Annotated in this window: 11 protein-coding genes; 3 read left to right on the top strand and 8 right to left on the bottom strand. The window is 35.3% G+C overall.

Annotated features, from left to right (window positions below; genetic code table 11):
* Window positions 1-5 precede the first annotated feature (5 nt).
* Entirely contained in the window at window positions 6-911 is a 906-nt protein-coding gene (locus M1D73_RS07970; protein ID WP_121868172.1) for a DMT family transporter, read from the top strand.
* Between the two features lie 2 nt (window positions 912-913).
* On the opposite strand, the gene M1D73_RS07965 is transcribed toward M1D73_RS07970, so the two are convergent.
* Entirely contained in the window at window positions 914-1,174 is a 261-nt protein-coding gene (locus M1D73_RS07965) for a DUF6123 family protein (protein WP_001195212.1), read from the bottom strand.
* 182 nt (window positions 1,175-1,356) lie between these two features.
* Here M1D73_RS07965 and M1D73_RS07960 point away from each other — a divergent pair, with 182 nt between their 5' ends.
* Entirely contained in the window at window positions 1,357-1,917 is a 561-nt protein-coding gene (locus M1D73_RS07960) for a cysteine hydrolase family protein (RefSeq protein WP_000806319.1), read from the top strand.
* Between the two features lie 34 nt (window positions 1,918-1,951).
* Here the strand turns inward: M1D73_RS07960 and M1D73_RS07955 are convergent, their stop codons facing one another.
* Window positions 1,952-2,812: a GNAT family N-acetyltransferase gene (locus M1D73_RS07955; RefSeq protein WP_000570994.1), complete on the bottom strand. Its 861-nt coding sequence runs from the start codon at window positions 2,810-2,812 to the stop codon at window positions 1,952-1,954.
* A gap of 122 nt (window positions 2,813-2,934) precedes the next feature.
* On the opposite strand from M1D73_RS07955, the gene M1D73_RS07950 reads away from it, so the two are divergent.
* Complete coding sequence (locus tag M1D73_RS07950) at window positions 2,935-17,988, top strand: cell surface protein (protein WP_481158012.1); 15,054 nt, start codon at window positions 2,935-2,937, stop codon at window positions 17,986-17,988.
* Window positions 17,989-18,100: 112 nt separating this feature from the next.
* Here the strand turns inward: M1D73_RS07950 and M1D73_RS07945 are convergent, their stop codons facing one another.
* From M1D73_RS07945 to M1D73_RS07920, 6 genes are all read right to left on the bottom strand, one after another.
* Window positions 18,101-19,648, bottom strand: coding sequence for a glycoside hydrolase family protein (locus tag M1D73_RS07945; protein ID WP_121868170.1), 1,548 nt, complete (start codon window positions 19,646-19,648; stop codon window positions 18,101-18,103).
* A 92-nt stretch (window positions 19,649-19,740) separates the two neighbouring features.
* On the bottom strand, window positions 19,741-20,793 hold the full coding sequence (locus M1D73_RS07940; protein ID WP_121868169.1) for a glycosyltransferase family 4 protein: 1,053 nt from the start codon (window positions 20,791-20,793) through the stop codon (window positions 19,741-19,743).
* Window positions 20,790-21,590, bottom strand: coding sequence for a glycosyltransferase family 2 protein (locus M1D73_RS07935; protein WP_059303975.1), 801 nt, complete (start codon window positions 21,588-21,590; stop codon window positions 20,790-20,792). Before M1D73_RS07935 ends, M1D73_RS07940 begins: the two co-directional genes overlap by 4 nt.
* Window positions 21,565-22,779, bottom strand: a complete 1,215-nt coding sequence (locus M1D73_RS07930; protein ID WP_025688381.1) for an O-antigen ligase family protein — start codon at window positions 22,777-22,779, stop codon at window positions 21,565-21,567. Before M1D73_RS07930 ends, M1D73_RS07935 begins: the two co-directional genes overlap by 26 nt.
* 3 nt (window positions 22,780-22,782) lie before the next feature.
* A complete protein-coding gene (locus tag M1D73_RS07925; protein WP_000533741.1) occupies window positions 22,783-24,219 on the bottom strand; it encodes an oligosaccharide flippase family protein in 1,437 nt (478 codons plus the stop codon).
* A gap of 56 nt (window positions 24,220-24,275) precedes the next feature.
* Window positions 24,276-24,914 carry a sugar transferase gene (locus tag M1D73_RS07920; RefSeq protein ID WP_000617648.1) on the bottom strand — a complete coding sequence of 213 codons (639 nt, stop codon included), beginning with the start codon at window positions 24,912-24,914 and terminating at the stop codon, window positions 24,276-24,278.
* Between the last annotated feature and the right edge of the window lie 15 nt (window positions 24,915-24,929).

The raw sequence follows: 24,929 nt of genomic DNA, 5'->3' as shown, positions 1-24,929 counted from the left end.
TGAGTGTGAAAAAAGAGTGGATTGCTCCTCTTGCTTTATTATTTGTCTCTTTTATTTGGGGAGCTACGTTTGTTGTCGTTCAAAACGCTATGTCTTTCGTTGGTCCATTTACGTTTAATGGTATTCGCTTTTTATTCGCTGGAATTATTTTATTATTCGTTCAAATTATTTTCTCACAGAAAACTTCAAAACAAGAATTAAAACATAGTAGTTTAGCTGGATTAATGGTTGGGTTCTTCTTATTTGTCGGCTATTTATTACAAACATTTGGCTTACTCTATACAACTTCTTCAAAAGCAGGTTTCTTAACTGGGCTAAGCATTGTTATGGTCCCAATCTTATCATTTATCTTTTTAAAACAAAAAGCCACCATTTTCATCATACTTGGTATTGCTGTAGCTACAACAGGTTTGTACTTATTAACAGCTGCTGATTCTTTCCAATTAAATATAGGAGATATACTTGTTCTTGGTTGTGCAGTCGCTTTCGCTGCCCATATTCTTATTAACGGCTTCTTTTCTAAAAAAATATCACCTTTATTATTAAGCACATCTCAAGTATTAGCTGTTGGTATATTTTCTTCTATTTGCGCTTTCTTGTTTGAAGATTGGGAAAAGTTATTTTCAGTATCACTATGGACGAATCAATCCTTTTTATTCGCACTCTTTCTAACTGCCTTGTTTGCAACATCTATTGCTTTTTTCATTCAAACATCGGCACAAAAACACACTTCTCCAACGAGAGTAGCAATTATTTTCGCAATGGAGCCCGTTTTTGCTGCATTAACAGGCTTTCTCGTTGCAAATGAACAACTTTCTATTTCTGCTATTATCGGATGTCTATGTATTTTTCTAGGCATGATTTTTGTTGAATTACCTTCCAAAACAAAAAAAGAAGCGCAGGCTGCGTGAAGTTACGCTTGTAACTTCCGCATAAAAGCCTTAGCGCTTTTTTTATCTGTAATTTCTTCCTCTTTCAATCGTTCTAATAACGCAACGAAATAACTACCATCAAACTGCAATTGATGTTTAATTGTGGCTTCTATTGCTGCGTTCACAATCCCATCAGACGCACCAGTATATCCTTGTCCAAACATAATAAACCCTTGTGCTTCCTCTGATAATTTAAATCCTTTCGTATGTAAGAATGAAAGATAATCTTCTACTGTTTGCATGTTATTCCCACCTACTCAAAAATTCTCCATCTCCTATCATACATGTTTTTACACGCTATGAGAATGAAATTTCTTTGACAACTTTGTAAATCAATCTTCTACTTCTCTTACAATGGAGGATTTTCTAACAATCTGAAGGAATATGTACAGTGGAACTTATTTCATATTAAAGGGGAGACACGATGAAACAAGCACTATTAATTATTGACGCTCAGCAAGAATTAATTGATGGAAATGAGCAAGAAAATGAAGTTTTTCGTAAAACCGAGCTATTATCTACACTAAATATAGCCCTGCAGAAAGCAATAGATTCAAATGCTCTTATTGTTTTCGTAAGAGATATCGATGTTGCTTCTGGTAGTGGCGAAGGATTTGAAGTACATAATCAAATTCAAGTACCCCAGTCTGCAATCTTTATTAATAAAGCAGCAACCAATTCATTCTACGGCACTTCTTTACTTGAACTTTTAAAAGAAGAAAACATTAATCATATTGTTATAGGCGGATGTAAAACAGAACATTGCATTGACACTGCAGTTAGAGCAGCAACTGTACAAGGATTTGACGTTACCTTAATTAAAAACGGTCATTCAACAACTGATTCTAACGTATTGTCTGCAGAACAAATTATTGGTCATCACAATAAAACTTTACACGGTCATTATAACGTTGATCATTTTTCTATGGTGAGAGATATCGAGGAAGACCTCTTTCAGCCGACTCATGATCAATATCGTGATTAGCGAAAAAGAATCCTTCATTCAGAAGGATTCTTTTTCACCCAAAAATTTGTGCTGCAATGCTATATAACTCATTATTTCTTTTTAATAATTGATCGCTATTTTTCATCATAATTGGTGGTGTATTCACCTTTTTAAAACCAGCAATCTCTAATACTTTCATGAAATCTTTCTTTCCTTCTAGTACATCAATTCTTAATTTACCATTATGCCCTTTTGCTAAATCATGTACAATTCTCATTGCCATCTCATCATTTTTAGCAACAACCGGCCCTATTATCTTATTTTCTGGTGTTTGTATGCTTAAACCGTAACCTAATACATTTTGTTCCTTGTCCTTTACAACGATACACTGTTCACTTTGCATAATTCTTTTCTTTAAAAACTCTTTTCTATTTGTTCCAAACGCATATTCATCTATTTTTATTATTTTTTCTAAATCACCCTCTTCATAATTCATCACATAATCTTCATTTCTTACACAATAATGTTTCGCATTGTATGAGTTACATATGTATTTAGAAACATAACTTACTGCCCTAAATCCTAACTTTTCATATAAAGGTTTCCCTTCATCCGTAGCAATAAGCATAATTGGAGTATGAGCTGATACGCTTTTAACGCACGCTTCCGTTATTATCTTTCCAATCCCTCTCCCCTTATAATCTGGATGTACAATCACCATTCCGATAGATGCTAATTTCTCCCCATATAATATTATTGCTGCGCTAGCAATTAGTTCCTCTTTCTCATTCCAAACACCGTATACAATCCCTGCGTTAAAAATAGTCTCAATTTCTTCTCTGTTATAATCCCAACCAATATAAGAAGATAGCGCTACAATGTCGCTTATTTGTTCTTTCCGAAGACGCTCCACTCTAAATTCCAATTCAATCATACTCCATCCCCTTATCTAGACATTTAAATCATTATTACGAAATCAACTTGTACATGTTTCCCTTTATTTGTCACACACATATGTTATTTTGACCAAGACTATATTGTAAATGAGGTGACAACATGCCCATTACGAATCGATTTTCTACCACCACTAACGGCGCACTCGCTATTACAGGTAATACTTTAGGCTTAAGTAAAATCAGCAATCAAAACCGTGCTGGTACAATCGGGGCAATTGGTGCATTCGCAACTACGAATACTGCTTTACAAGTAACTACTTTTCCTGCTGGTACAACATTAAACTATACACAAAATAGTTCTACCGCTATTTTAAATATCCCTGCTGGTAGTACTATTCTTTACGCAGAACTCGTTTGGGGTGGAAACTATTTATCTCGTGATCAAAACATTACGAGTGTATTAGGAAACCCAGTTTCTTTTACAACACCTGTTTCAACATACTCGATTACTCCTTCAGCTGTTACGGCTTCAAATCAAACTTTCGTTTCAAACTCTATTACATTTGGCTTTTACACTCGTTCAGCAGACGTAACAACTCTTATTCAAGCGGGAGGTGCTGGTTCCTATACTACAGGAGCGGTTCCTGGACTTGTAGATCCTATAGATGCTTCTAATGGAACAATTAATTCGGCTGGATGGACGCTTATCGTCGCTTATCAAAACGGGACATTGCCAGCAAGAAACTTAACCATTTATGTAGCTGGTAACCGTGTTTCTGCAGAAACTGGTAGTGCCGATGTATCTGTTTCTGGATTTTTAACACCTTCAGGAGGACCAGTAAGCGGGAGATTATTTTTAAGTTCTACCGAAGGAGATGCAGATTTAACCGGGGATCAAGCTTTATTTGGACCAAATTTCAGTTCATTAAATGCTTTATCTGGACCAAATAATGCCATAAATAATTTCTTCGGTTCTCAAGTTAATAATGCTGCAGGAAACTTAGATACAACTGGGACATTTGGAACGCGAAATCAAAGTGCTTCTACAGGTACAAACATTTCCGCAGGAAGACAGGGCTGGGATATTACTTCTATTGATATTTCTCCTTATTTAACAAACTCACAAGTATCCGCTGCAATCCGTTTAACTACTAACGGAGATGCATATATGTTAAATACAGTCGGCTTACAAATTAATATAAACTCCCCAAATATACAAGCAACGAAAAGCGTAAATAAAAGTGTTGCTGCAATTGGAGATATTCTCACTTATACAGTTACTATCCCTAACACCGGGCTTCTTCCTGCCAATAACGCTATTTTTATAGATAGTCTCCCTAATGGTACTTCTTTTATACCCGGCACTGTAACAGTAGATAACGTACCACAAACAAATGCAAATCCTGCGGCTGGTATATCTCTTGGAACAATTAATAATGGTGCTTCTCGTATAGTAACTTTCCAAGCTACTGTCGTTTCTCTTCCAAGTCAAAATCCTATCTCTAACACTGCTAATATTACATTTCAATATACACCAATCGCCGGAGGAACAACTTTTAATGGTCTTGCAACAAGTAACTCTGCTGGAACACAAATTAACCTTGCAGATATTAATGGAACAAAATCAGTTAACAAACTTTTTACCGATATTGGTGAAACATTAACTTACAGTATTGCCTTAGCTAATATAGGAAATATCGCTGCAACGAATGTGATATATACGGATCCGATTCCTAGCGGGACTACTTTCATTCCAGGGAGTGTAACTGTGAACGGAGTTACTCAAGCTGGCGCAAATCCCGCTAATGGTATAACAATTGGTTCAATTGCCGCAAATTCCACTACTACTATTTCATTCCAAGTGCTCGTTCCTTCTATCCCTCAAACAAACCCAATATTAAATAGTGGAACAACAACATATCAATACATTCCTGTACCTAATCAACCAGCAGTAAGTGGGACTGATACGACAAATATTGTCTCCACTCAAGTGAATAATGCTACTGTAACAATGACGAAAGCAGTAGATAAAAATTTTGCAGATATTGGTGATACACTAACGTACACCGTTTCCTTTACAGGTACAGGTAATACAAATGCGAACAATGTTATTTTTACAGATGTCATCCCTACTGGAACAACTTTCGTTCTAAACAGTTTAACAATAGATGGCACGACACAAGTGGGTGCAAATCCCGCTACCGGCGTGAACATTGGATCCATAACAAGCGGCACAACAAAAAATGTTGCATTTCAAGTAGTAGTAAACACAATACCCACGTCAAATGTCGTATCTAACGGATCAAGCGCTTCTTATCAATATACTGTCAATCCTAGCCAATCACCTGTTACAAAAAATATTTCTTCGAATCTCGTTTCCACTCAAATTAACAATGCGAATGTAACATTAACAAAATCAACAAATAAACAATTTGCTACAATTGGCGAAACAATAAGTTATACAATCCTTATTACAAACAGTGGAAATACAGCCGCTAATAACGTGCAACTAACAGATCCACTTCCAAACGGAACGATATTGACTCCTGGTACTGTAACACTAAACGGAGTTTTACAAAATGTAGATTCTCTCGTTGCTTTACCTATCGGCACAATTCCTGGTGGGTCTACTGTTACCCTTTCTTTCCAAGTAACAGTCATCAATATTACGACCCAAAATCCTATCATTAATAACGCCTTCGCTTCTTATCTATATACTGTAAATCCAAGTTTGCCACCGACTTCAAAAACAGCAAATTCTAATTCTGTTACATCAACAATTAGACTAGCAAATCTCCGTGCTAATAAATCTGTAGATAAAACGTTTGCGGAAGTTGGCGATGTATTAACTTACACCTTCGCTCTTACGAACGATGGGAATGTTGCAGCAAACAATGTATTACTATCTGATTTAATTGCGAATGGAACCGCCTTTGTCCCAAACAGCGTTATAGTTAACAGTGTTACTCAGCCAGGCGTTACACCAGCTAGCATCAATATTGGTAGCATCAATGCTAATACTACAATTACAGCTTCATTCCAAGTAGTAATAACTAGCATTCCAAATCCAAACCCTATTTCAAATAGCGCTTCCATCTCCTATAACTTTATCGTTGATCCAAACGCTTCACCTGTAAGTAAGAACACTACTTCAACTACTACATTTACTCAAGTAAACGATGCAAATGTCATTTCAGCCAAAACAGTGGACCGAGCGTTCGCTACCGTAGGGGATATATTAACTTATACTGTTACTTTGACGAATGCAGGAAGTGTTTCTGCTGATAGTCCTACTTTCGTAGATACGAATCCAGACGGTACTACCTTTATCCCAAACACTTTTCTTATTAATGGTGTACTCCAAAATAACGCAGATCCAAATATAGGTGTTCCACTACCTTCCATTGCTGCTAATGGCTCACTTACTGTCTCTTATCAAGTAACCGTCACCTCTTTACCAACACAAAACCCAACATTAAATTCATCTAGTACACAGTATAGCTTTATTCTAAATCCGGGCGATCCACCAACTATAGAAACATCTGTAAGTAATACTGTAAGTACACAAATTAATTTAGCAAATGTAGTGATTGTCAAAGAAGTAGATTTAACTATCGCCGATGTCGGGCAACCAATCACATATACAATTTCTTTAGCTAATCTTGGCAATACTACAGCAAATAATGTTATTGTTACCGATATAATCCCTAATGGCTCCACTATCGTACCAAATAGTATTTTTATAGGTGGTACTTTACAACAAAGTGCAGACCCTAGTACCGGTCTTCAAGTCGGCTCCATTCCTTCAGGTGGTTTTACAACGATTGTTTTTCAAATAAGTGCAAATGGGCTACCTTCACCAAACCCAATTCAAAACATTGCTTCACTTCAATATAGCTTTATCGCTGATCCAAACTTACCTGCTCTCGTTAGAAACACTGCTAGCAATATAGTAACTACACAAATTAATACTGCTAATATCGTTGCTACAAAACTCACAAGCACAAACTTCGCTGATGTTGGTGATGTCATACTATATGCAACTATTTTAACAAATAACGGGAATATCTCTGCTGCTAATGTAACGTTTACAGATATCATTCCAGCGGGTACCCTCTTCATTCCTAATACTGTAACGATTAATAATGTCCCTGTAGCTAACGCAAATCCTGCCACTGGCATTTCAATTGGTACGATAGGAGCGAATTCATCACGCACCGTTGCATTTCAAGTTTTTGTACCAACTATCCCTGCTGTAAACCCAATTACAAATCAATCAAGCACAACATTCCAATATACGTATGATCCATCCAAACCTGCTGTGATGCAGATGGTTGCTTCTAACACTGTACAGACAACTATTAATAACGCCTCAATTGCCGCTACTAAATCTGCAGATAAACAGTTTGCTAACGTAAATGATATTATTACGTACACGACTACTTTAACGAATAACGGGAACACACTTGCATCAAATGTAATATTTACAGATGTAATTCCAAACGGAACATCGTTTATTCCTAATAGTGTTACTGTAAATGGGAATACACTGCCTAATGTCAATCCAGCAAGCGGAATTGCAATCGACCCAATAAATCCGAATGCAAATACAATCATCTCATTCCAAGTACAAGTAAATTCTATCCCGAATCCAAATCCAATCCCGAACCAAAATAATACAACGTACCAGTATGTCGTAGATCCTAACTTACCTCCAGCATCCGCCAATACGTTAAGTAACGTAATAACAACTCAAATTAATAACGCTACTATTGTCGCTACTAAGTCTGTGAATACACCGACAGCTGCAATTGGTGATATTGTTACTTATACGATTGCAGTAACAAATACAGGTAATATCCCTGCTAGTGCAACTGTTTTAACAGATGGGCTTGGCGCAGAAGCTTCATTTATCCAAAACTCCGTAACGATCAATAATGTTCCACAACTAGGATTAGATCCATCACTTGGTGTTCACTTGGCAGATATTTCGCCAGGAGATACTGTATTCATTACTTTTCAAGCACAAATTTTAGCGATACCACCTAGTGGCACATTAACAAATAATGCTCTTGTAAATTATGAATATACCGTAAATCCAAACCAATCTCCTGCTGTTGGTAGCACTGTAACAAATACAACAGTTACACCAATTATTGACGCTACTTTAGTAATAAATAAAAGCGCTAGTACAACTTTCGCTACAATTGGTGATACAATTACATTCACTTCAGCTGTTACAAACAACGGAAATACTACTGCGAACAACATTATTTTTACTGATACAATTCCAAACGGTACTACCTTTATCCCAAATAGCTTTAAGATAAATGGTGTAACCGTTCCGAATGCAAATCCACAAAACGGTATCAATATTGGTAACTTAAATTCAAATGCATCTGCTACACTCAGTTTTCAAGTAAACATTACAACACTTCCAAACCCTAATCCAATCCCAAATAAATCATCGCTTCAATATAGCTTTATTGTAGATATAAATGAACCGCCAGTTTCACGAACAGTTCAATCTAATAAAACCTTTACACAAGTAAATACTGCTTCTGTTATCGCAACAAAAACTGCAAGCAGTGCTTTTGCTGCTGTTGGAGATACAATTACGTATACAACTACCCTCACCAATAGCGGAAATACTGCCGCAAACACACCTGTTTTTATCGATATATTACCACCTGAACTTTCATTCGTTCCTGATAGCGTACAAATTAATACCATCCCACAACTTGGATTTAGACCAGATAGCGGGATTTCTTTAGACTCAATTCCAGTTGGAGGAACGACAACAATTAGCTTTCAAGCTATCGTTGGCTCAATACCAGTTACAAATCCAACTTTGAACCAGTCTAGCACGACATACTCGATCATTGTTGATCCTACCCAGCCGCCGGTGACAGAAACAGCTACAAGTAATCCAACTTTAGTTCAAATTAACGAAGCGATTATTCAAGCAACGAAAAGTGTGGATCGGCTATTTTCTGACATAGCACCTGGAAATTCATTTTTAACGTATACAGTTTTATTAGAAAATGTAGGAAACACAACTGCTACGAATATCATTTTTACAGATCCGATTCCAAATAACACAGTATTTATAGAAGATAGCGTTCGAGTAGGCGGAGTTTTATTACCTGGAGTAAATCCAGCTAACGGGATACCAATTGGAGATATTATTGCAGGAGATTTTATAAATGTTACCTTCCGTGTGCAAGTAGTTAGCATTCCAAATCCAATTTTCACAATTGGACCAGGCGGACCAAACTCACCGGTTGTAAACGGCGCTTCTATTGATTATAAATTTATGACAGGACCTAATTTACCACTTGTTTCACGAAATACGACATCTAATTCTGTTTCGACACAAATAAATTCTGGGGAAATTGTGGCAATCAAATCTGTAGATAAAACTTTCGCAACGATTGGTGATACAATTTCTTATACAATTACATTAAGTAACCCTGGAAATGTCACTTCACAAAATATAATTTTCACGGATACTTTACCTGATGGGACGACATTCATATCTGGCACTCTTACAAACGATTCTGGTACACAGCAAATCGGAAATCCATCTAACGGGATTCAGATTGGAAATATAAACCCAAATGGAACGGCCGTGATTACTCTCAACGTACTTGTTACAAACATTCCAAGTATAAATCCAATTTCTAATTTTAGTTCTGTACAATTTGCACATGTAGTTGATCCTAGCCAACCTGCCGTAACACAAACGAACGTATCTAATGCTGTTTCGACAACAATTAATAGTGCAATATTAACGACCCAAAAAAGCGTTGATAAATCTATCATTTCTGTTGGAGATACGATTACGTATACAACAACTATTACAAATACAGGAAATACGACTGCAACGAATATTACTTTCACGAGCGCAATTCCAGCTAACACTACCTTTATACCAAACTCAGTCAAAATAAATGGGGTTCAGCAATCTGGTGCGCAACCAGCACTTGGAGTAACTATACCAAATATCGCTCCTGGTGAAACAGTAACCGTTACTTTCCAAGCAAATGTTCTTTCTGTTCCCCCTTCAAGTTCGATTATGGGTAATGACACAATTTTATATTCTTATACTGTCGATCCAAACGGAACTCCTATTACAACTTCTACTTCAACGAATATTGTTACAAACCCGGTACTAGATGCTATGATAACGATGGTAAAATCGGTCGATCAAACAATTGTAACACTAGGTGATACCATTACCTATACAACCATTCTAACGAATAATGGCAATACAAATGCAACGAATATTACTTTCACTGATCTTATTCCAGACGGCACAACGTTCATTCCGAATAGTGTCACAATCAATGGCAGTACACACATCGAACTCGATCCTAATACAGGTATAACAATCGGATCAATTGCTCCTAACAACTCAATATCTATCGCATTTCAAGTTACTGCTACTTCTACACCAAACCAAAATCCTGTAGCCAATTCCGCTACTGCTTCTTACACATTTATCGCTGATCCAAATGCACCGATCGTTTCAAGAAACGTTACTTCAAACACAGTGTTTACTACGATTAATACAGCTAACATTCTTTCATTAAAACAAGTCGATAAATCCTTTAGTCGTATTGGAGACACACTCACTTATACTGTCGTTTTAACAAACAATGGAAACTCATCTGCACAAAATGTTATATTTACAGATACAGTGCCAAGCGTCACTACATTTATTGCAAACACATTTTCTATTAATGGAGTTCCTCAAAGTGGGGCGGATCCATCGAACGGTGTGAATATTGGGACAATAACAGCCGGGACTACAGTAACAGTTTCGTTCCAAGTTACTGTAACATCATTACCAACCCAAAACCCAATTGTAAATTTCTCATCAACATCGTATCAATTAGTCTCACCGCCTGATGCAGAAACTTCAATTAGTAATCCTGTTTCAACCCAAATTAACGAAGCAATATTGTCTATGACGAAAAATGAAAGTGTATCCTTTGCAGATATCGGGCAAACTGCTTTTTATACTACTTCTATTACCAATGTAGGCAATACCGATGCAACTAATATTGTATTCACAGATGCATTACCAAGTGGACTCACATTTGTTCCTAACACATTAACTATCGATGGCGTTTTACAACCTAACGCGGATCCAAATACAGGTGTATTACTTGCAACACTTCCACCAAATGAAATATATAGTATCGTCTTTCAAGTTACAGTAAACAATATTCCCCCTAGTAACCCAGCACCAAATACAGCATCAACGACGTATGAATTTACTGTTGATCCTGTTACTCCTCCCGTTTCAAGTGCAGCTACTTCCAACACTACACTCCTTCAAATAAACGACGCAACTATTATTAGCACCAAAACAGCAGATCTTACTTTTGCGGATGTTGGTAATACAATAACATTTACACTTAACCTTCCTAATACCGGAAATGTGACCGCAACTGATGTAACTATTATCGATATTCTTGATAGCAATTTAAGTTTCGTTCCAAATAGTTTCACAGCTAATGGGCAAATCATTCCAAACGCCGATTTATCAACTGGTGTAAATATTGGTTCCATTAATGCTGGTAATACGGCAATCGTTACATTCCAAGCAACTGTTATTACACTTCCAACACTTAATCCCATTTCTAACTCTGCTTCTACCACATATCATTATGTCGTTGATCCTAGCCAGCCACTTATTACAACTTCCAATCAATCTAATACAACGACAACACAAATTAATAGCGCTATCCTTACTGCACAAAAAAATTCAAATGTATCTACGGTAGATATCGGGCAGGATATTACCTACACCGTTACAATTACAAATAGCGGAAATGTAAGTGCAACGAATGTTATTTTTACCGACCTTATTCCAGACGGAACTTCCTTTGAACCGAATAGCTTTACACTGAACGGAACTAGCATCCCAAATGCAGATATCATTACAGGCGTTCCAATCGGTGATATCGCGCCAAACGAATCTGTCATCGTAGCATTTAACATTATCGCCAATGAAATTCCGCCTATAAATCCAATTACTAATCAAGCTAGCGTTAGCTTTCAACATATCGTTAATCCAGCTAATCCCCCAGTTTCAAAAAACATTATTTCTAACAACGTTACAACAAAAATTGAAAGTGCTATTTTAAATACTATTAAAATAGGAGATAAAACTTTTGCAACGATTGGTGATACGATTACGTATACAACGACTATTACGAACACAGGCAATATTCCTGCTAACAACGCTATATTCTCAGACCCTTTACCATCGTGGACACAATTTGTTGCAGGATCAGTTATTGTTGATGGCACTCCATTACCATCCGCTTCGATTATTAACGGTGTTGGCATAAATACAATCAATCCAAATCAAACTGTTACAATCATATTCCAAGTACAAATCGTAAGTAATCCAACAACGTTCACACCTGAACTCCAAAACTTAGGATTTGTTAACTTCCAATATAACGTAGGCAATGCATTACTGGCTCAACCTGGAAATGTGGAAACGAATGTCTTCGTTACTTCTATTAATACAGCAATACTTTCAGCTGTAAAAACTGCTAATACAGCCTTTGCAAATATTGGAGATACGATCACTTATACAGTTTTGATTCAAAATAGCGGCAATACAAACGCTACGAATGTAAATTTCTCAGACCCAGTTCCAGCAGGAACAACCTTTGTTGAAAATAGTTTTGCTGTAAATGGAAGTACCATTCCAGGTGCAAATCCAAATAACGGAGTGAATATCGGAACAATTAGCTCGGATAGTTCCTTAACCGTTACTTTCCAAGTCATAGTTACATCAACTCCACCTTCAAATCCGATTACAAACGTAGCATCTATTCAATACACATTCATCGTTGATCCGGCCTCTCCTCCTGTTACAGGCACGATAAATTCTAATAGCGCTTCAACACAAATTAATAACGCGACTGTTACAACTGTTTTACAAGCAAATCGTTCAATTGTGTCTATCGGGGATGTAATTACGTATACAGCAACATTAACGAATACTGGAAACTTCCCTGCAAACTCTGTATTACTCATTAACGGAGTTCCTGAAGGAGCATTATTTGTTCCAAATAGTGTTACGCTCAACGGGATTTCACTTCCAGATGCAAGTCCAACTCTCGGTATTCCCGTTGGTATTATCGCACCAGGTGATTCCGCTACTATTACGTTCCAATTTCTTGCAAGTTCTATTCCACCACAAGGAGCAATTATAAATCAAGCACTTACAAGTTACACGTATATTGTCGATCCAAGTCAACCTCCTGTTACAGCAACATCCTCGTCTAATACGGTTAATACAGCTGTTGTTGATGCATCATTATCCGTAATTAAAAGTACAGATTCTCTCGTACAATCTACTGACGGTACAATCACTTACACAGTAGTCGTTCAAAATAACGGAAATACTACTGCAAATACAGTTACTTTAACAGATTTGGTCCCCGAAGGAACTGCCTTTATTCCGAATAGCGTAACTATTAATAGCGTTTCCGTTCCAGATGCTGATCCTAACGTAGGAATACCATTAAACTCCATCACACCGTCAGAAATCGTCACTGTAACATTCCAGGTTATCGTTCAATCTATTCCAAGCGTAAACCCAATTTCTAATACAGCCCGTATTGACTATACTTTTATCGCCGATCCAACTGCTCCTATCATCTCTCGAACAATTACGTCTAATCCTGCTTTCACACAAATTTCGGATGCGACTATCCTTTCTTTAAAAGCAGTCAATGCACAGCAAGCAACAACAGGTGATATTTTGACTTACACAATAACACTAGAAAATACAGGAAATATTCCAGCTACTAATCTCATATTTTCAGATACGATCCCCCAAGATACTACATTCGTAGAAAATAGTTTTACACTTAACGGAACAACTATACTTGATGCCAATCCAAATGTAGGTGTTACTTTACCTACTTTAGCAGCAAACGCTACTCACCTTATTTCGTTCCAAATTCTTATTAACGATTCATTCTCCCAAGAATCGATTACAAATCAATCCAATACAACATATACAATCCAACCAGACCCAGGGCAACCGCCTATTACTGAAACATCTACTAGTAATATCGTTATTACAAATTTCGTGCAAGCACAATTGGCAATTACAAAAACATCCAATCCAACAACTGTAGATATCGGTGGAACTATACTTTATATTTCTGAAGTGAAAAATATCGGTAATGTTGACGCAATAAATATTAATTTCACAGATTCTATCCCTGCTGGGACTACATTCGTTCCCGATAGTGTCACAATTAATGGTGTCCTTCAGCCAGGTGTAAATCCTGAAAACGGAATACCGATTGGAACAATTCCAGCAAACAGTTCCAAAACGATACTATTTCAAGTGCAAACAAATAATCCACCGAATGAAACTGAAATTGTAAATCAATCTTCAGCAACTTACCAATATGTAAGTATTCCTACAGCCCCACCAGTAAATCGCTCTGCAAATTCTAACATTGTTACAACATCACTTCAAAATGCAAATATTATTTCTGTTAAAAGTGCGGATGTAAATTTCGTATCAATCGGGCAAATGATTACCTACACAAATACACTTCAAAATATAGGAACCGTTCCGGCTAACAATATCGTGTTCATTGATAACATTCCAGAAGATACTATATTCATTGAAGATAGCTTAGCAATAAATAATGTAATTCAGCCTGGCGTGAATCCTGAAAACGGAGTAACTCTCGGCACGATACAACCAAATGAAACAGTCACTATTTCATTCCAAGTACAACTTACAAATATACCAGAGGGCAATACAGTCATTAATATTTCAGACACTTCGTACGAATACCAAATTGACCCTAGTTCTCCAATTATTCAGCGTAGATCGTTATCAAATGCAGTAAATACTGAAGTGCGAACGGCAAATGTTAGTGCAATTAAATCCGCTAACAGATCCATTACACGTATCGGTCAAATCATCACATATACAGTCGCAGTTACAAACGCCGGTACAATACCTATTACAAATACTCTCCTACTTGACGCAATTGCTTCTGGCACCACATTCGTTCCAAATAGCATTCTTGTAGATGGCGTACCAAGACCTAACGAAAATCCAATTACCGGTATCAATCTTGATATAATTCTTCCAAATAATACGATTATTGTTACGTTCCAAGTAAGCGTAGTTTCTATACCGCCACAAAATAACATTAATAATATCGCCGTCATTCACTATGAGTATCGACCAGACCCAAGCACACCACCAATTTCAGAAACGACCTCTTCCAATGCTACAAACATACAATTTATTGATGCTATTCTTATTGCTACAAAATCTGCTAATACTGTATTAGCTACTATTGATGAAACCATTGAATATACAGTATTCATTCAAAATAATGGATCGGCTACAACTAACTCCATCTTTTTTACAGATACTATAGCAGATGGAACAGTATTTATTCCAGGAAGTGTAATAGTTAATAATACTGTACTTCCTGCAGCAGATCCGAATATCGGCTTTTCCATTCCTAATGTCGCAGCAGGTCAAATGGCTACAATAACATTCCAAGTTTCCGTTACGAATTTACCTACTGTAAATCCAACACCTAATACTGCAAACATCGCCTACGACTTTATTTTCAATCCTGACTTTGCACCAATTCAAAAATCTACTACTTCCAATACTACTTTCGTTCAAATTAATGATGCTGATATCGTTTCACTTAAAACTGTTGATTTAACCTCTGTAACGATTGGTGACATTTTAACTTATACAACAACTTTAACGAATACAGGGAATACGGATGCCACTGCTGTTGTATTTACAGACAATATACCTGATGGAACAACCTTTATTGATGGTAGCGTTTTAGTAAATAACATTCCTCAGCTTAACGCCAACCCAAGTGTAGGTATACTTGTGGGAACGATTGCTCCTAACATTTCTATCCCAGTCACATTTTCTGTTACCGTCGTAGCTCTTCCTGCTAGCGGTCATGTTCAAAATCAATCAACTTCTCGTTATACAATAAACGTGGAAGAACAAATATCGACTAGCAATATTACCTTCACTGAAGTTATTTCCGCTAATGTAATTGCGACAAAAACAACACCTATCCAATATGCTGACTTACAAACTATCATCCCTTATACAATTTCCATCATAAATAACGGAAATATACAAGTCGAAAACATTATTGTTACAGATATTATCCCAGCAAATACGAGCTTTATAGAGAATAGTGTTATCGTGAACGGCAACGCTCGGCCAAATGACAATCCTCTTAACGGTATACAAATTGATACCATTCCACCTAATACGACAGCAACTATTCTATTCCAAGTAAGGGTTACTTCGATTCCACAAACAAATCCAATCTCTAACACGAGTACAATTGAATATGAATACACGTTACCAGATCGACCACCTATTACCGAAACTATTATTTCATCAGCTGTCGCAACAGAAATTAATCACGCAAATTTGAATAGTAATAAAGCTGTTGACCTTGCATTTGCAACGGTTGGTGATACGTTAACGTATACGATTACACTAAATCAAACCGGTAATGTTGCAGTAAATGATGTAATCATTCAAGATATTATTCCTCAAGGTACTACGTTTATAGAAAATAGCGTCATTGTAAACGGAGAAACTCTTCCAGGAGTGAATCCAGTAAGCGGCATACCAATTGGTACTATAACTATTGGTGAAGATGCTATCGTTTCATTCCAAGTAACTGTGACTTCTATTCCAACACCAAATGAACTAAACAACAACGCAATTACTACTTTTAACTATATAGTCAACCCAAATAACGTACCTGTTACAAATACGACTACAACAAACACCGTCACAACTACTGTCCAAAATGATAATGTCATTGCGATAAAAGCTGTTGATTTCACAAGTGCCTTACCCGGTCAAACTTTAACGTATACCATCACGATTACTAATAATGGTAATATCATTATCGAAGACCTTCTTTTAGTAGACACAGCACCAGCAGATACGACATTTGTTATTGGTAGTGTTACGATTAACGGAATCAATCAACCTAATGCGAATCCGGAAAATGGTATTACGTTAGGAAATCTTGCTCCAAATGAATCTGTTATTATTACATTCCAAGTGACAATTTCTTCTTCTACTCTTCAATCTACAATCAATAACGATGCTACTATTTCCTATACGCCTATTGTCGGTCCAATCCAACCACCTATTACGATTACAAAGCAAATAAATACAGTTTCAAAGCAAACAAATACCGTTACAACGACAGTCGTTGATCCGATGGTTGACATTGAAAAAACAGCTGACAAATCTATTGTCGTTATAGGAGATATCATTACATTCACATTAGCGGTATTTAATCACTCCCCAATTCCGACAATCAGTACTTCTGTTATAGACAGCATTCCAGCTGGTACAACATTTATAGAAAACAGCGTAACAATTAACGGTACTCCCGTTACAAATGTTCGTCCAGACACTGGTATTAATATCGGCTCTTTACCTGCAGATTCAGTAGCAACTATAACATTTCAAGTTCTCGTAACTTCTATTCCTTCAAACAGTACAATTATAAATTCTGCAACAGTTACCGCTGCCTTTCAATTGACACCACAGGATCCAATTATTACTTTCATTGTTAATTCAAATATTGTTCGTATACCAATTCAATTTATAACTGCAACAGTCACGAAAAATGCTTCCGTCAGCTCAGCTTATTTAAATCAATATTTTGATTACACGGTACGTATTACAAATACTTCCAAAATTTCACTCTCAAATATTTCTTTACAAGATACCATTCCAGCAGGTTTACAATTTATAAACGGCACTGTCTTTATTAACGGTGAACGCTCTCCACTAGCGAATCCGAATATCGGTTTCCTAGTTGCCACTAATTTGGAACCAAACGAAACAATTATCGTATTATTCACAGTACAAGTAATAAGTCCACCTGTTAATAATGAATTTAAAAATACGGCCAATATTTCGTTACAACTTCAAGTCTCGCCTACCGACCCACCAATTACAGTAACCGTTACAAGTAACGAAAACATCGTCACTTTTGTTCCAGAAAATCCAGATGAAACACTTCCAAATTTAAATTGCTTCTTTGACGGTGAACGCTTCATTCGCATTACTCCTCGAAATGTACGAAATTACCTTTGGACTTGGATTTGGTGGAAGTAATTGAAACAAAAAAGAGATTGTAGTTTGGTTGAAACCAAATTACAATCTCTTTTTCATTACCTATATCCCACTACGTTGTAACTCGTCCAAGGATATACAATTAAACAACATCTCAAGTTATCTTAGTCGTAATAAGTTGGCCAGCTTCATTAATAGTAACTTTCCATTTCACTCCACTAACAGTCTTCATGATTATACCTTTACTTGCCTCTATTTCAATATCTCCAAACATTCTTCCGCCAGTTGTCGCTAACCAAGCGTTCCCGTTTTCCATAGAAGACCTTGCAAAAATACGATTAATTCGAAAACGCTTATGATCTTGAGAATAACCACTTAATGTAATTCTAACTTTATATAACTGACTCGCCTTCATATTCGATATAATTGTATCGCCAACATTTAATGGAACATCCAACGCGATAACCCAACTTCCAGTTGCGCTTAATGCATATTCAATTTTAATTTTCTTTGGGCTCTCTCCCCACCCAAAATACATTCCAAAACAATTTAACATTTGTATTGGTTTTTTCGTAAAATCCAGTTCAATTACAACTGGATTACTATCTGGAACGTCAATATAGTTTACACTTTGTTCATCTATTAAATTAAAGCAATTTGCGAGATTCCCCCCGTAAGGCACTTTCCCACTTACTTGCTTAATCGTATACTTCTGCTGAGCATTTACTAAAATATCATCTTGATTCCCTATTAAATGTGGTTTATTTAACGTAATCGGTAACTGAATTCGAAGAGATTCTTCATAGGTAGACTTACAAACATTGTATTGTCCTTTATCTACAATAGTTGTCGAAAGCAGATTTGAAAAAAGGTAGTTACGATGAGAATTGGAAGAAAATTCAATAACAATTTGTTCACTACTCATCCGGTACGTATCCCAGATCATACAATCAAATGTATTATACGCACCTGAACAACGAATTACTTTTTCCGTTTGTTGTCTACATTGCACTTGAATATCATGAAACGTATTTCCTGAACTTTCATTTGGCAAATCACTATTTCCATCTACTTCAATCCCATACACACATCCATCAATAAATATAGATTGAAATACATTGGCGTTAATCCAGCAAGGTGTATTGATATCATTTATATATTCTGTCTTCAAATGTATTGCAGTTTGAAAGTTTTTAATTTGAATAAATTTAACTTGAAAGAAACTAATAAAATCCCATGCCTTTTGACAATAAAAATGTATAGCTTTTCCTTTATACGATGGAGTTGTATTTATTATATTTATATTTGATATAACAGATTGATTAGGTACTTCGATTTGTTGTGAACCAGAAACATAAATAACAGCAGATTGAAACAATGGATTTATAACTTGAAGAGTACCACCAACTATCGAAGCGTTACTTTGTAGCTCAAATGCATTAAAATCCCCATCAATTTGCAGTGTTACGGTAGGATCCAACTCTAATCTTACGTTTGATTTAATAACAATCGGCTTTACAATTTTGTACGTATTTATCCCTGTAATTCTAACCGTCGAAATTCGATTCGCTACACAATAATCAATAGCTTGCTGAATTGCTAATGAGCTATCATTTCCCGAGTTTGGAACTGCGCCAAAACAATCAATATGAACGCTACTTTCTGGCGCACAATCTTCTTGGGATGAAATATATTCTGACAAAATAAATTCACTCCTCATATTACCTTTTTCATATAATATGTGAGTTGTCTCTTAAAAGTTTCTATAATAAAAAAAACAAACGACCTACTCGGTCATTTGTTTAATTCATATATATTTTTCGTTTCCTCTATCATTTTAGTTAACGAGAAATATCTCATTGCTTTCTCTCGTGCTTTCAATCTAATATCATTTACCCTTTGTTCATTCCCTTGTAGTTCCTCAAGCGCACTTGCGAATTTCGTTTCGCAATATTCAGATATTAAAACACCTGACTCTCCATCTATTACCGCTTCATGTATTCCACCAACATCTATTGAAACAATTGGTGTCCCTGTAGCCATCGCTTCAATTACTACCATTGGAAACACTTCACGAAAAGATAATAAAAGTAAGGCGTCCATATTCCCTATAAACTCATGCGGCTCTGAAATATTCCCTAGCATCTTCACCCTTTGCTGCAATCCATATTTTTCTATTTCTTTCATAATCGATTCTTTCTCTGGTCCATCACCAGCAATATAAAACATAAAATCATTTCTCTTTTTCAACACATTTGCAATTTTGACAAATAGTTGATGGTTTTTCTCTTTGGATAATCTAGCTAATATCCCTATTTTATATGTAGATTCTTTCTTTTTCTGCTGGAATAAAAACTTTTCAATATCGACACCGTTATAAATTGTATTTATTTTTTCTTCTGCTACATGAATTGAAATTAAATTATTCTTCTCAAACTCACTTACTGTAATAATATTGTTCACATATTTATTCATGAAATAACGAAAAAGCGTTGGCATTTTCTTTTCTAATATCGTTACATTATGTTTCGTATAAACAATTTTCATCTTTTTTTTAATAAACTTTTGAATTAGAAAAGCATATAATACCATTCGCAAACTATTTGCATGAATAAGCTCTATCTTTCGTTTACAAATTTCGTTTCGTAAATAATAAATATTTCTCAAATGATTCCATCGACTAAGTAATATAAAATTTTCTTTTCTAGTAAGAGATTCATATAGTTCTCCATCACCTGCAGCTGTATAAATCTTAAAATCATCATAACGCAAATTACTTTCCAATTTACAAAAATAGCTCTCGGCTCCGCCAGTTATCAATTTATCTGTCATCAACAGTATATTCATAATTGCGTCTTCCCAACTACATTGATTTTATTTTTTTTATAAGCATGATAAGCATACTTACTAAAATAGTAAAAAATTTGCACCGAATTCAGTCGTTCTTGTTCCCTTAACAATTTCCAATACCGGAAAGCTGCTCTAATTTTATTTCTAGAAACAGAATTTGTAACAATTCTATATTTTGCTAACACTTGCTGTATCCCTTTTGCTTCATACCCTTCATGTAATAAGTTCAGCCATAACGCTGTATCTTCCGGCTGTATACTAGGCATTTCGACATATGGAATTTTTTCACGATCAATCATCACTGTTAAACAACCGATAATTGTATTTCCTACTAAATAATGATAGTCAACAGATTTTGGTGCACTCACTTCACGATTTAATTCATTACCGTTTTCATCAATTAAACTATACGACGCATATGAAAAAGCAATATTCATTTCTTCCATAAATAACAATTGTGTCTTCAATTTATGCGGCAACCATATATCATCGCTATCTAAAAAGGCAATGTACCTTCCTCTCGCCTCTTGGATCGCTAAATTCCGAGCTTTAGCAGCACCAACATTTTCTTTTAATGATAATAACCTAATTCGTGAGTCTCCTTCTATTATCTCTTTAATTTTTGCGGCAGATTGGTCGGTTGAACCGTCATCAACGATAATCATTTCCCAGTTTTCATACGATTGATTCTGTACAGATGAAATTGTCTCACCTATAAATCGTATACTATTATAAGAAGGTGTTATTACAGAAACATAAGGCGGCTCGTTATGTGCTGATAGACATTTTACCATCTATCTTTCCCCTTCCTTCATATATTGAAATATACTTCACAACAACTGCTAAAAATAAAAAGAACGCTTCGTTAATAATGAGTGACAATGACATCATCTGAAATAAAAATGCAATCATAGTCAATAGAAGGTATGGTTTTTCACGAAACAAAGTATGCTGCGCTAACTTAAACATTAATATGAATAAAAACGCACTATATAGAAGAAAACCAATTGTACCCGACTCAGACAAAATTTCTAAAAATGTATTGTGTACATATAATTTTTCATTAAATTGATACTCATAATAATTCGAGAAGTTAAACGCACCAATTCCGATATATGGATTGGATAAATAATATTTAAAAGCAGCTTCCCATAATGTAAATCTACCACTTCCATTATCATGGGAAAAATCAGAAATTCGTTTATTTAATATGTCATCTAATTGGCCCCCCATTACACTATTCGATAAACTAAAAATAACTACACTAAACAATACTAAACTCATAATTATTTTTATTTTTTTAGCGAAACTAGACATACATATATATACAAAAATGACAAGCACAAGCGCTAATATTCCCCCTCTTGAAAAGGTTAATAGACTCGTCGTAACACATAAAATTAACCCTAAGATGTTAGTGATATTTTGCAAATTCGTCATATAGTACATAAAAAATATTGTATTATAGAAAATAAAAATGTTAGGATCATCTAGCAATCCAATTAACCGTGGATATCCTCTATCAACTAATAATCCAGCAAAAATTTCTCTCTCTTCTCCACCGTATAAACTAAAGTATTGTAAACCGATTATATAGAGTAGTAGACTTACAACATTAAATACTATTCCTACATAAGCAATAGATGATTCAAGTACCACTATTTCAGTATTCCCCAATAAATTTCTCATTATAAAATAGCATCCTAAAACGAGTAGCACGCCAAAAATCATACGAATACTAGCATTTAAATACATAGAAAGAATTCCGCTTAAACAATAAATGAAATAAAACATTAAAAATATAACTTCATGAAAATATAACTTTTGAATATGAAAGTCTTTAATTGTTAAACAAAAATATATGACTAAAAAAACCATATATATCTTCAATGAAAATCCAATATATAAATTGTATTTACTTAACATGACAAATAATATTAGAAGAATAATCCATCCCATTGATACTTTCATATTATTTTCCATAGGCTATATCCCCTGTTTCGTAATATAATCCTTTTTGCGTATTTTTCTTATAAAAGAAAGAAGAAGTTTTTTTAGCTCATAATCATATAGGAATATGGCAGCTACTACAATTAGTATATTAAGAACAAGCGCAATTAAATGATATGTATGCAATATATATTGCACTCCAATAAAGGTTACACCAAAATAAATTGTATACGGTATTACAATTTGGAATACAATTTTTTTCTTCACTACACTTACCGCTATATATCCCACTAAAGCGACTATTTCAAATAAAACCATAGCGTATGCCGCTCCTATCACTCCACCAAGACTACTAAAGCTATAAAGCATAACCCCACCTATCACCAATGCTACACACTGCACAACAGTCCTCTTATTTTGACAACCACTCGTCGTTAAACCGTCAGCAATGGCAATATTTAAACTTTGTAGCACAATAAGAAATGATAATATTTGGAGTGGTTCTACTGCATTCCTCCATTCTTCATGAAAAAATATAGAAATAAAGTATGGTGCTAAATGATATAAACCGATCGTCATACATATTCCTACAATCGCCATTGATTTAATTTGAAGTAAATTTAATTTCGTATGCTCTTCTATATTATTCTGGTTATAATGCTTAAAGAGCACCGGAAAAAATGCACCTGCAATTACCCCTGGTACTTGATATAAAGCTGCCGGCATCCGGTACGCCACTGCAAAAACACCTACCATACTTAATGGCAATGTATAGTTAAGCAAGATAGGCGCTAATTGTGGCGTACTCATTATTAAAAAACCGCTAATAATAAAGGGAGTTAATTGCCAAAATAACGCTTTATGAATTACGACTTTCATATTCATTTTCGTCTTTCTTCTCATGATATATATACTGAATAAACCACCAATCATATACCCAAAAGCATATAAACGGGCTGTTACATACACCGGTAACTCTCCGAAAATACAAAAACATGTAATTATAATGACAACTGATGCTGATACAACTTTTATGAGCGCTATATACTTCATACGTTCCGTCAGTTGAAAATAGGCAATCCCTATGTTTTGCCAAGTTAATCCTATTAACATGAAAAACATTACGTTTATCATCATATAAATTAAATTTTTATCCGCATACATATAATGAATAGCAATATAACCGATGATAGAAATAAAAATAAGTAGAATCATCCTTATTTTTATATACGATGATAAAATCTTCTCTAAATCTGCTCCATCCTTTGCCCCTTCTCGAAGAAACGTATTACTAAGTCCTAAGTCTGTAAAAAATAACATAACAAACGTCACTGCTATGGCAACACTAAACATCCCATAATGTTGTGCGTTAAAAAAGTTTGCTAAAACAATTAAACTGACGGCCTGAAGAAGGTTAGCTAAAATCGTACTATAAAATAGATGGATAATATTGCTTAGAATAGATCTACCCATACAAGTTCTCCTTTGCAAGTAACCTACTTACATATGTTGTTTGTTTACATATATATTTATCTTGCACCATTACCGTTCAATACAATTAAAACGGTTTTACATAAAATACGGATGTCCATCCGAAATGTTTTCATTTCAATATACTCCATGTCCAGCCTCAACTTTTCCTTTGGATCAAGATTATACCCTCCATTTATTTGTGCCCATCCTGTTAGTCCTGGTTTTACTATTAAACGTTCCTTAAATTCTGGAATATACGCATCAAACTCATTATAAAAAAACTCTCTCTCTGGTCTAGGGCCTACAAAAGACATATCTCCTCTTAAAATGTTTAAGAGCTGTGGTAATTCATCAATTCTCGTTTTTCTTATAAACAATCCAACTTTTGTAATTCTTTGATCATGTTCTTTTGCCCATTGTGGTCCGTTCATTTCAGCATCCTTTACCATCGACCTTAATTTAAATACATTAAACTTCTTCCCGTTTATACCTAAACGTTCTTGAAAGTATATTGGAGCCCCTGATGTTTCTAAGGTAATCATAATACAAAAGAACAACATAATTGGTATTGTTAATAGTAACAATATGATTGAAAATATAATATCAAACAAGCGTTTTACACTTCGATTCAATATGCTAGGCTTTTCTTGAGCCGGAATCGTATACAACTTGGCTTGATTTGTTTCACGAATCATGGATCGTTACCCCCA

This window comes from Bacillus sp. PK3-067 (assembly GCF_056738645.1).
The sequence above is the reverse complement of the archived record's forward strand: the minus strand, read 5'-3'. Positions and strand labels throughout refer to the sequence as shown.

Coding starts and splice junctions, on each gene's coding strand:
- M1D73_RS07965 (WP_001195212.1), bottom strand. CDS start 1,174: ATGCAAACAGTAGAAGATTATCTTTCATTCTTACATACGAAAGGATTT.
- M1D73_RS07960 (WP_000806319.1), top strand. CDS start 1,357: ATGAAACAAGCACTATTAATTATTGACGCTCAGCAAGAATTAATTGAT.
- M1D73_RS07955 (WP_000570994.1), bottom strand. CDS start 2,812: ATGATTGAATTGGAATTTAGAGTGGAGCGTCTTCGGAAAGAACAAATA.
- M1D73_RS07950 (WP_481158012.1), top strand. CDS start 2,935: ATGCCCATTACGAATCGATTTTCTACCACCACTAACGGCGCACTCGCT.
- M1D73_RS07940 (WP_121868169.1), bottom strand. CDS start 20,793: ATGAATATACTGTTGATGACAGATAAATTGATAACTGGCGGAGCCGAG.
- M1D73_RS07935 (WP_059303975.1), bottom strand. CDS start 21,590: ATGGTAAAATGTCTATCAGCACATAACGAGCCGCCTTATGTTTCTGTA.
- M1D73_RS07930 (WP_025688381.1), bottom strand. CDS start 22,779: ATGGAAAATAATATGAAAGTATCAATGGGATGGATTATTCTTCTAATA.
- M1D73_RS07925 (WP_000533741.1), bottom strand. CDS start 24,219: ATGGGTAGATCTATTCTAAGCAATATTATCCATCTATTTTATAGTACG.
- M1D73_RS07920 (WP_000617648.1), bottom strand. CDS start 24,914: ATGATTCGTGAAACAAATCAAGCCAAGTTGTATACGATTCCGGCTCAA.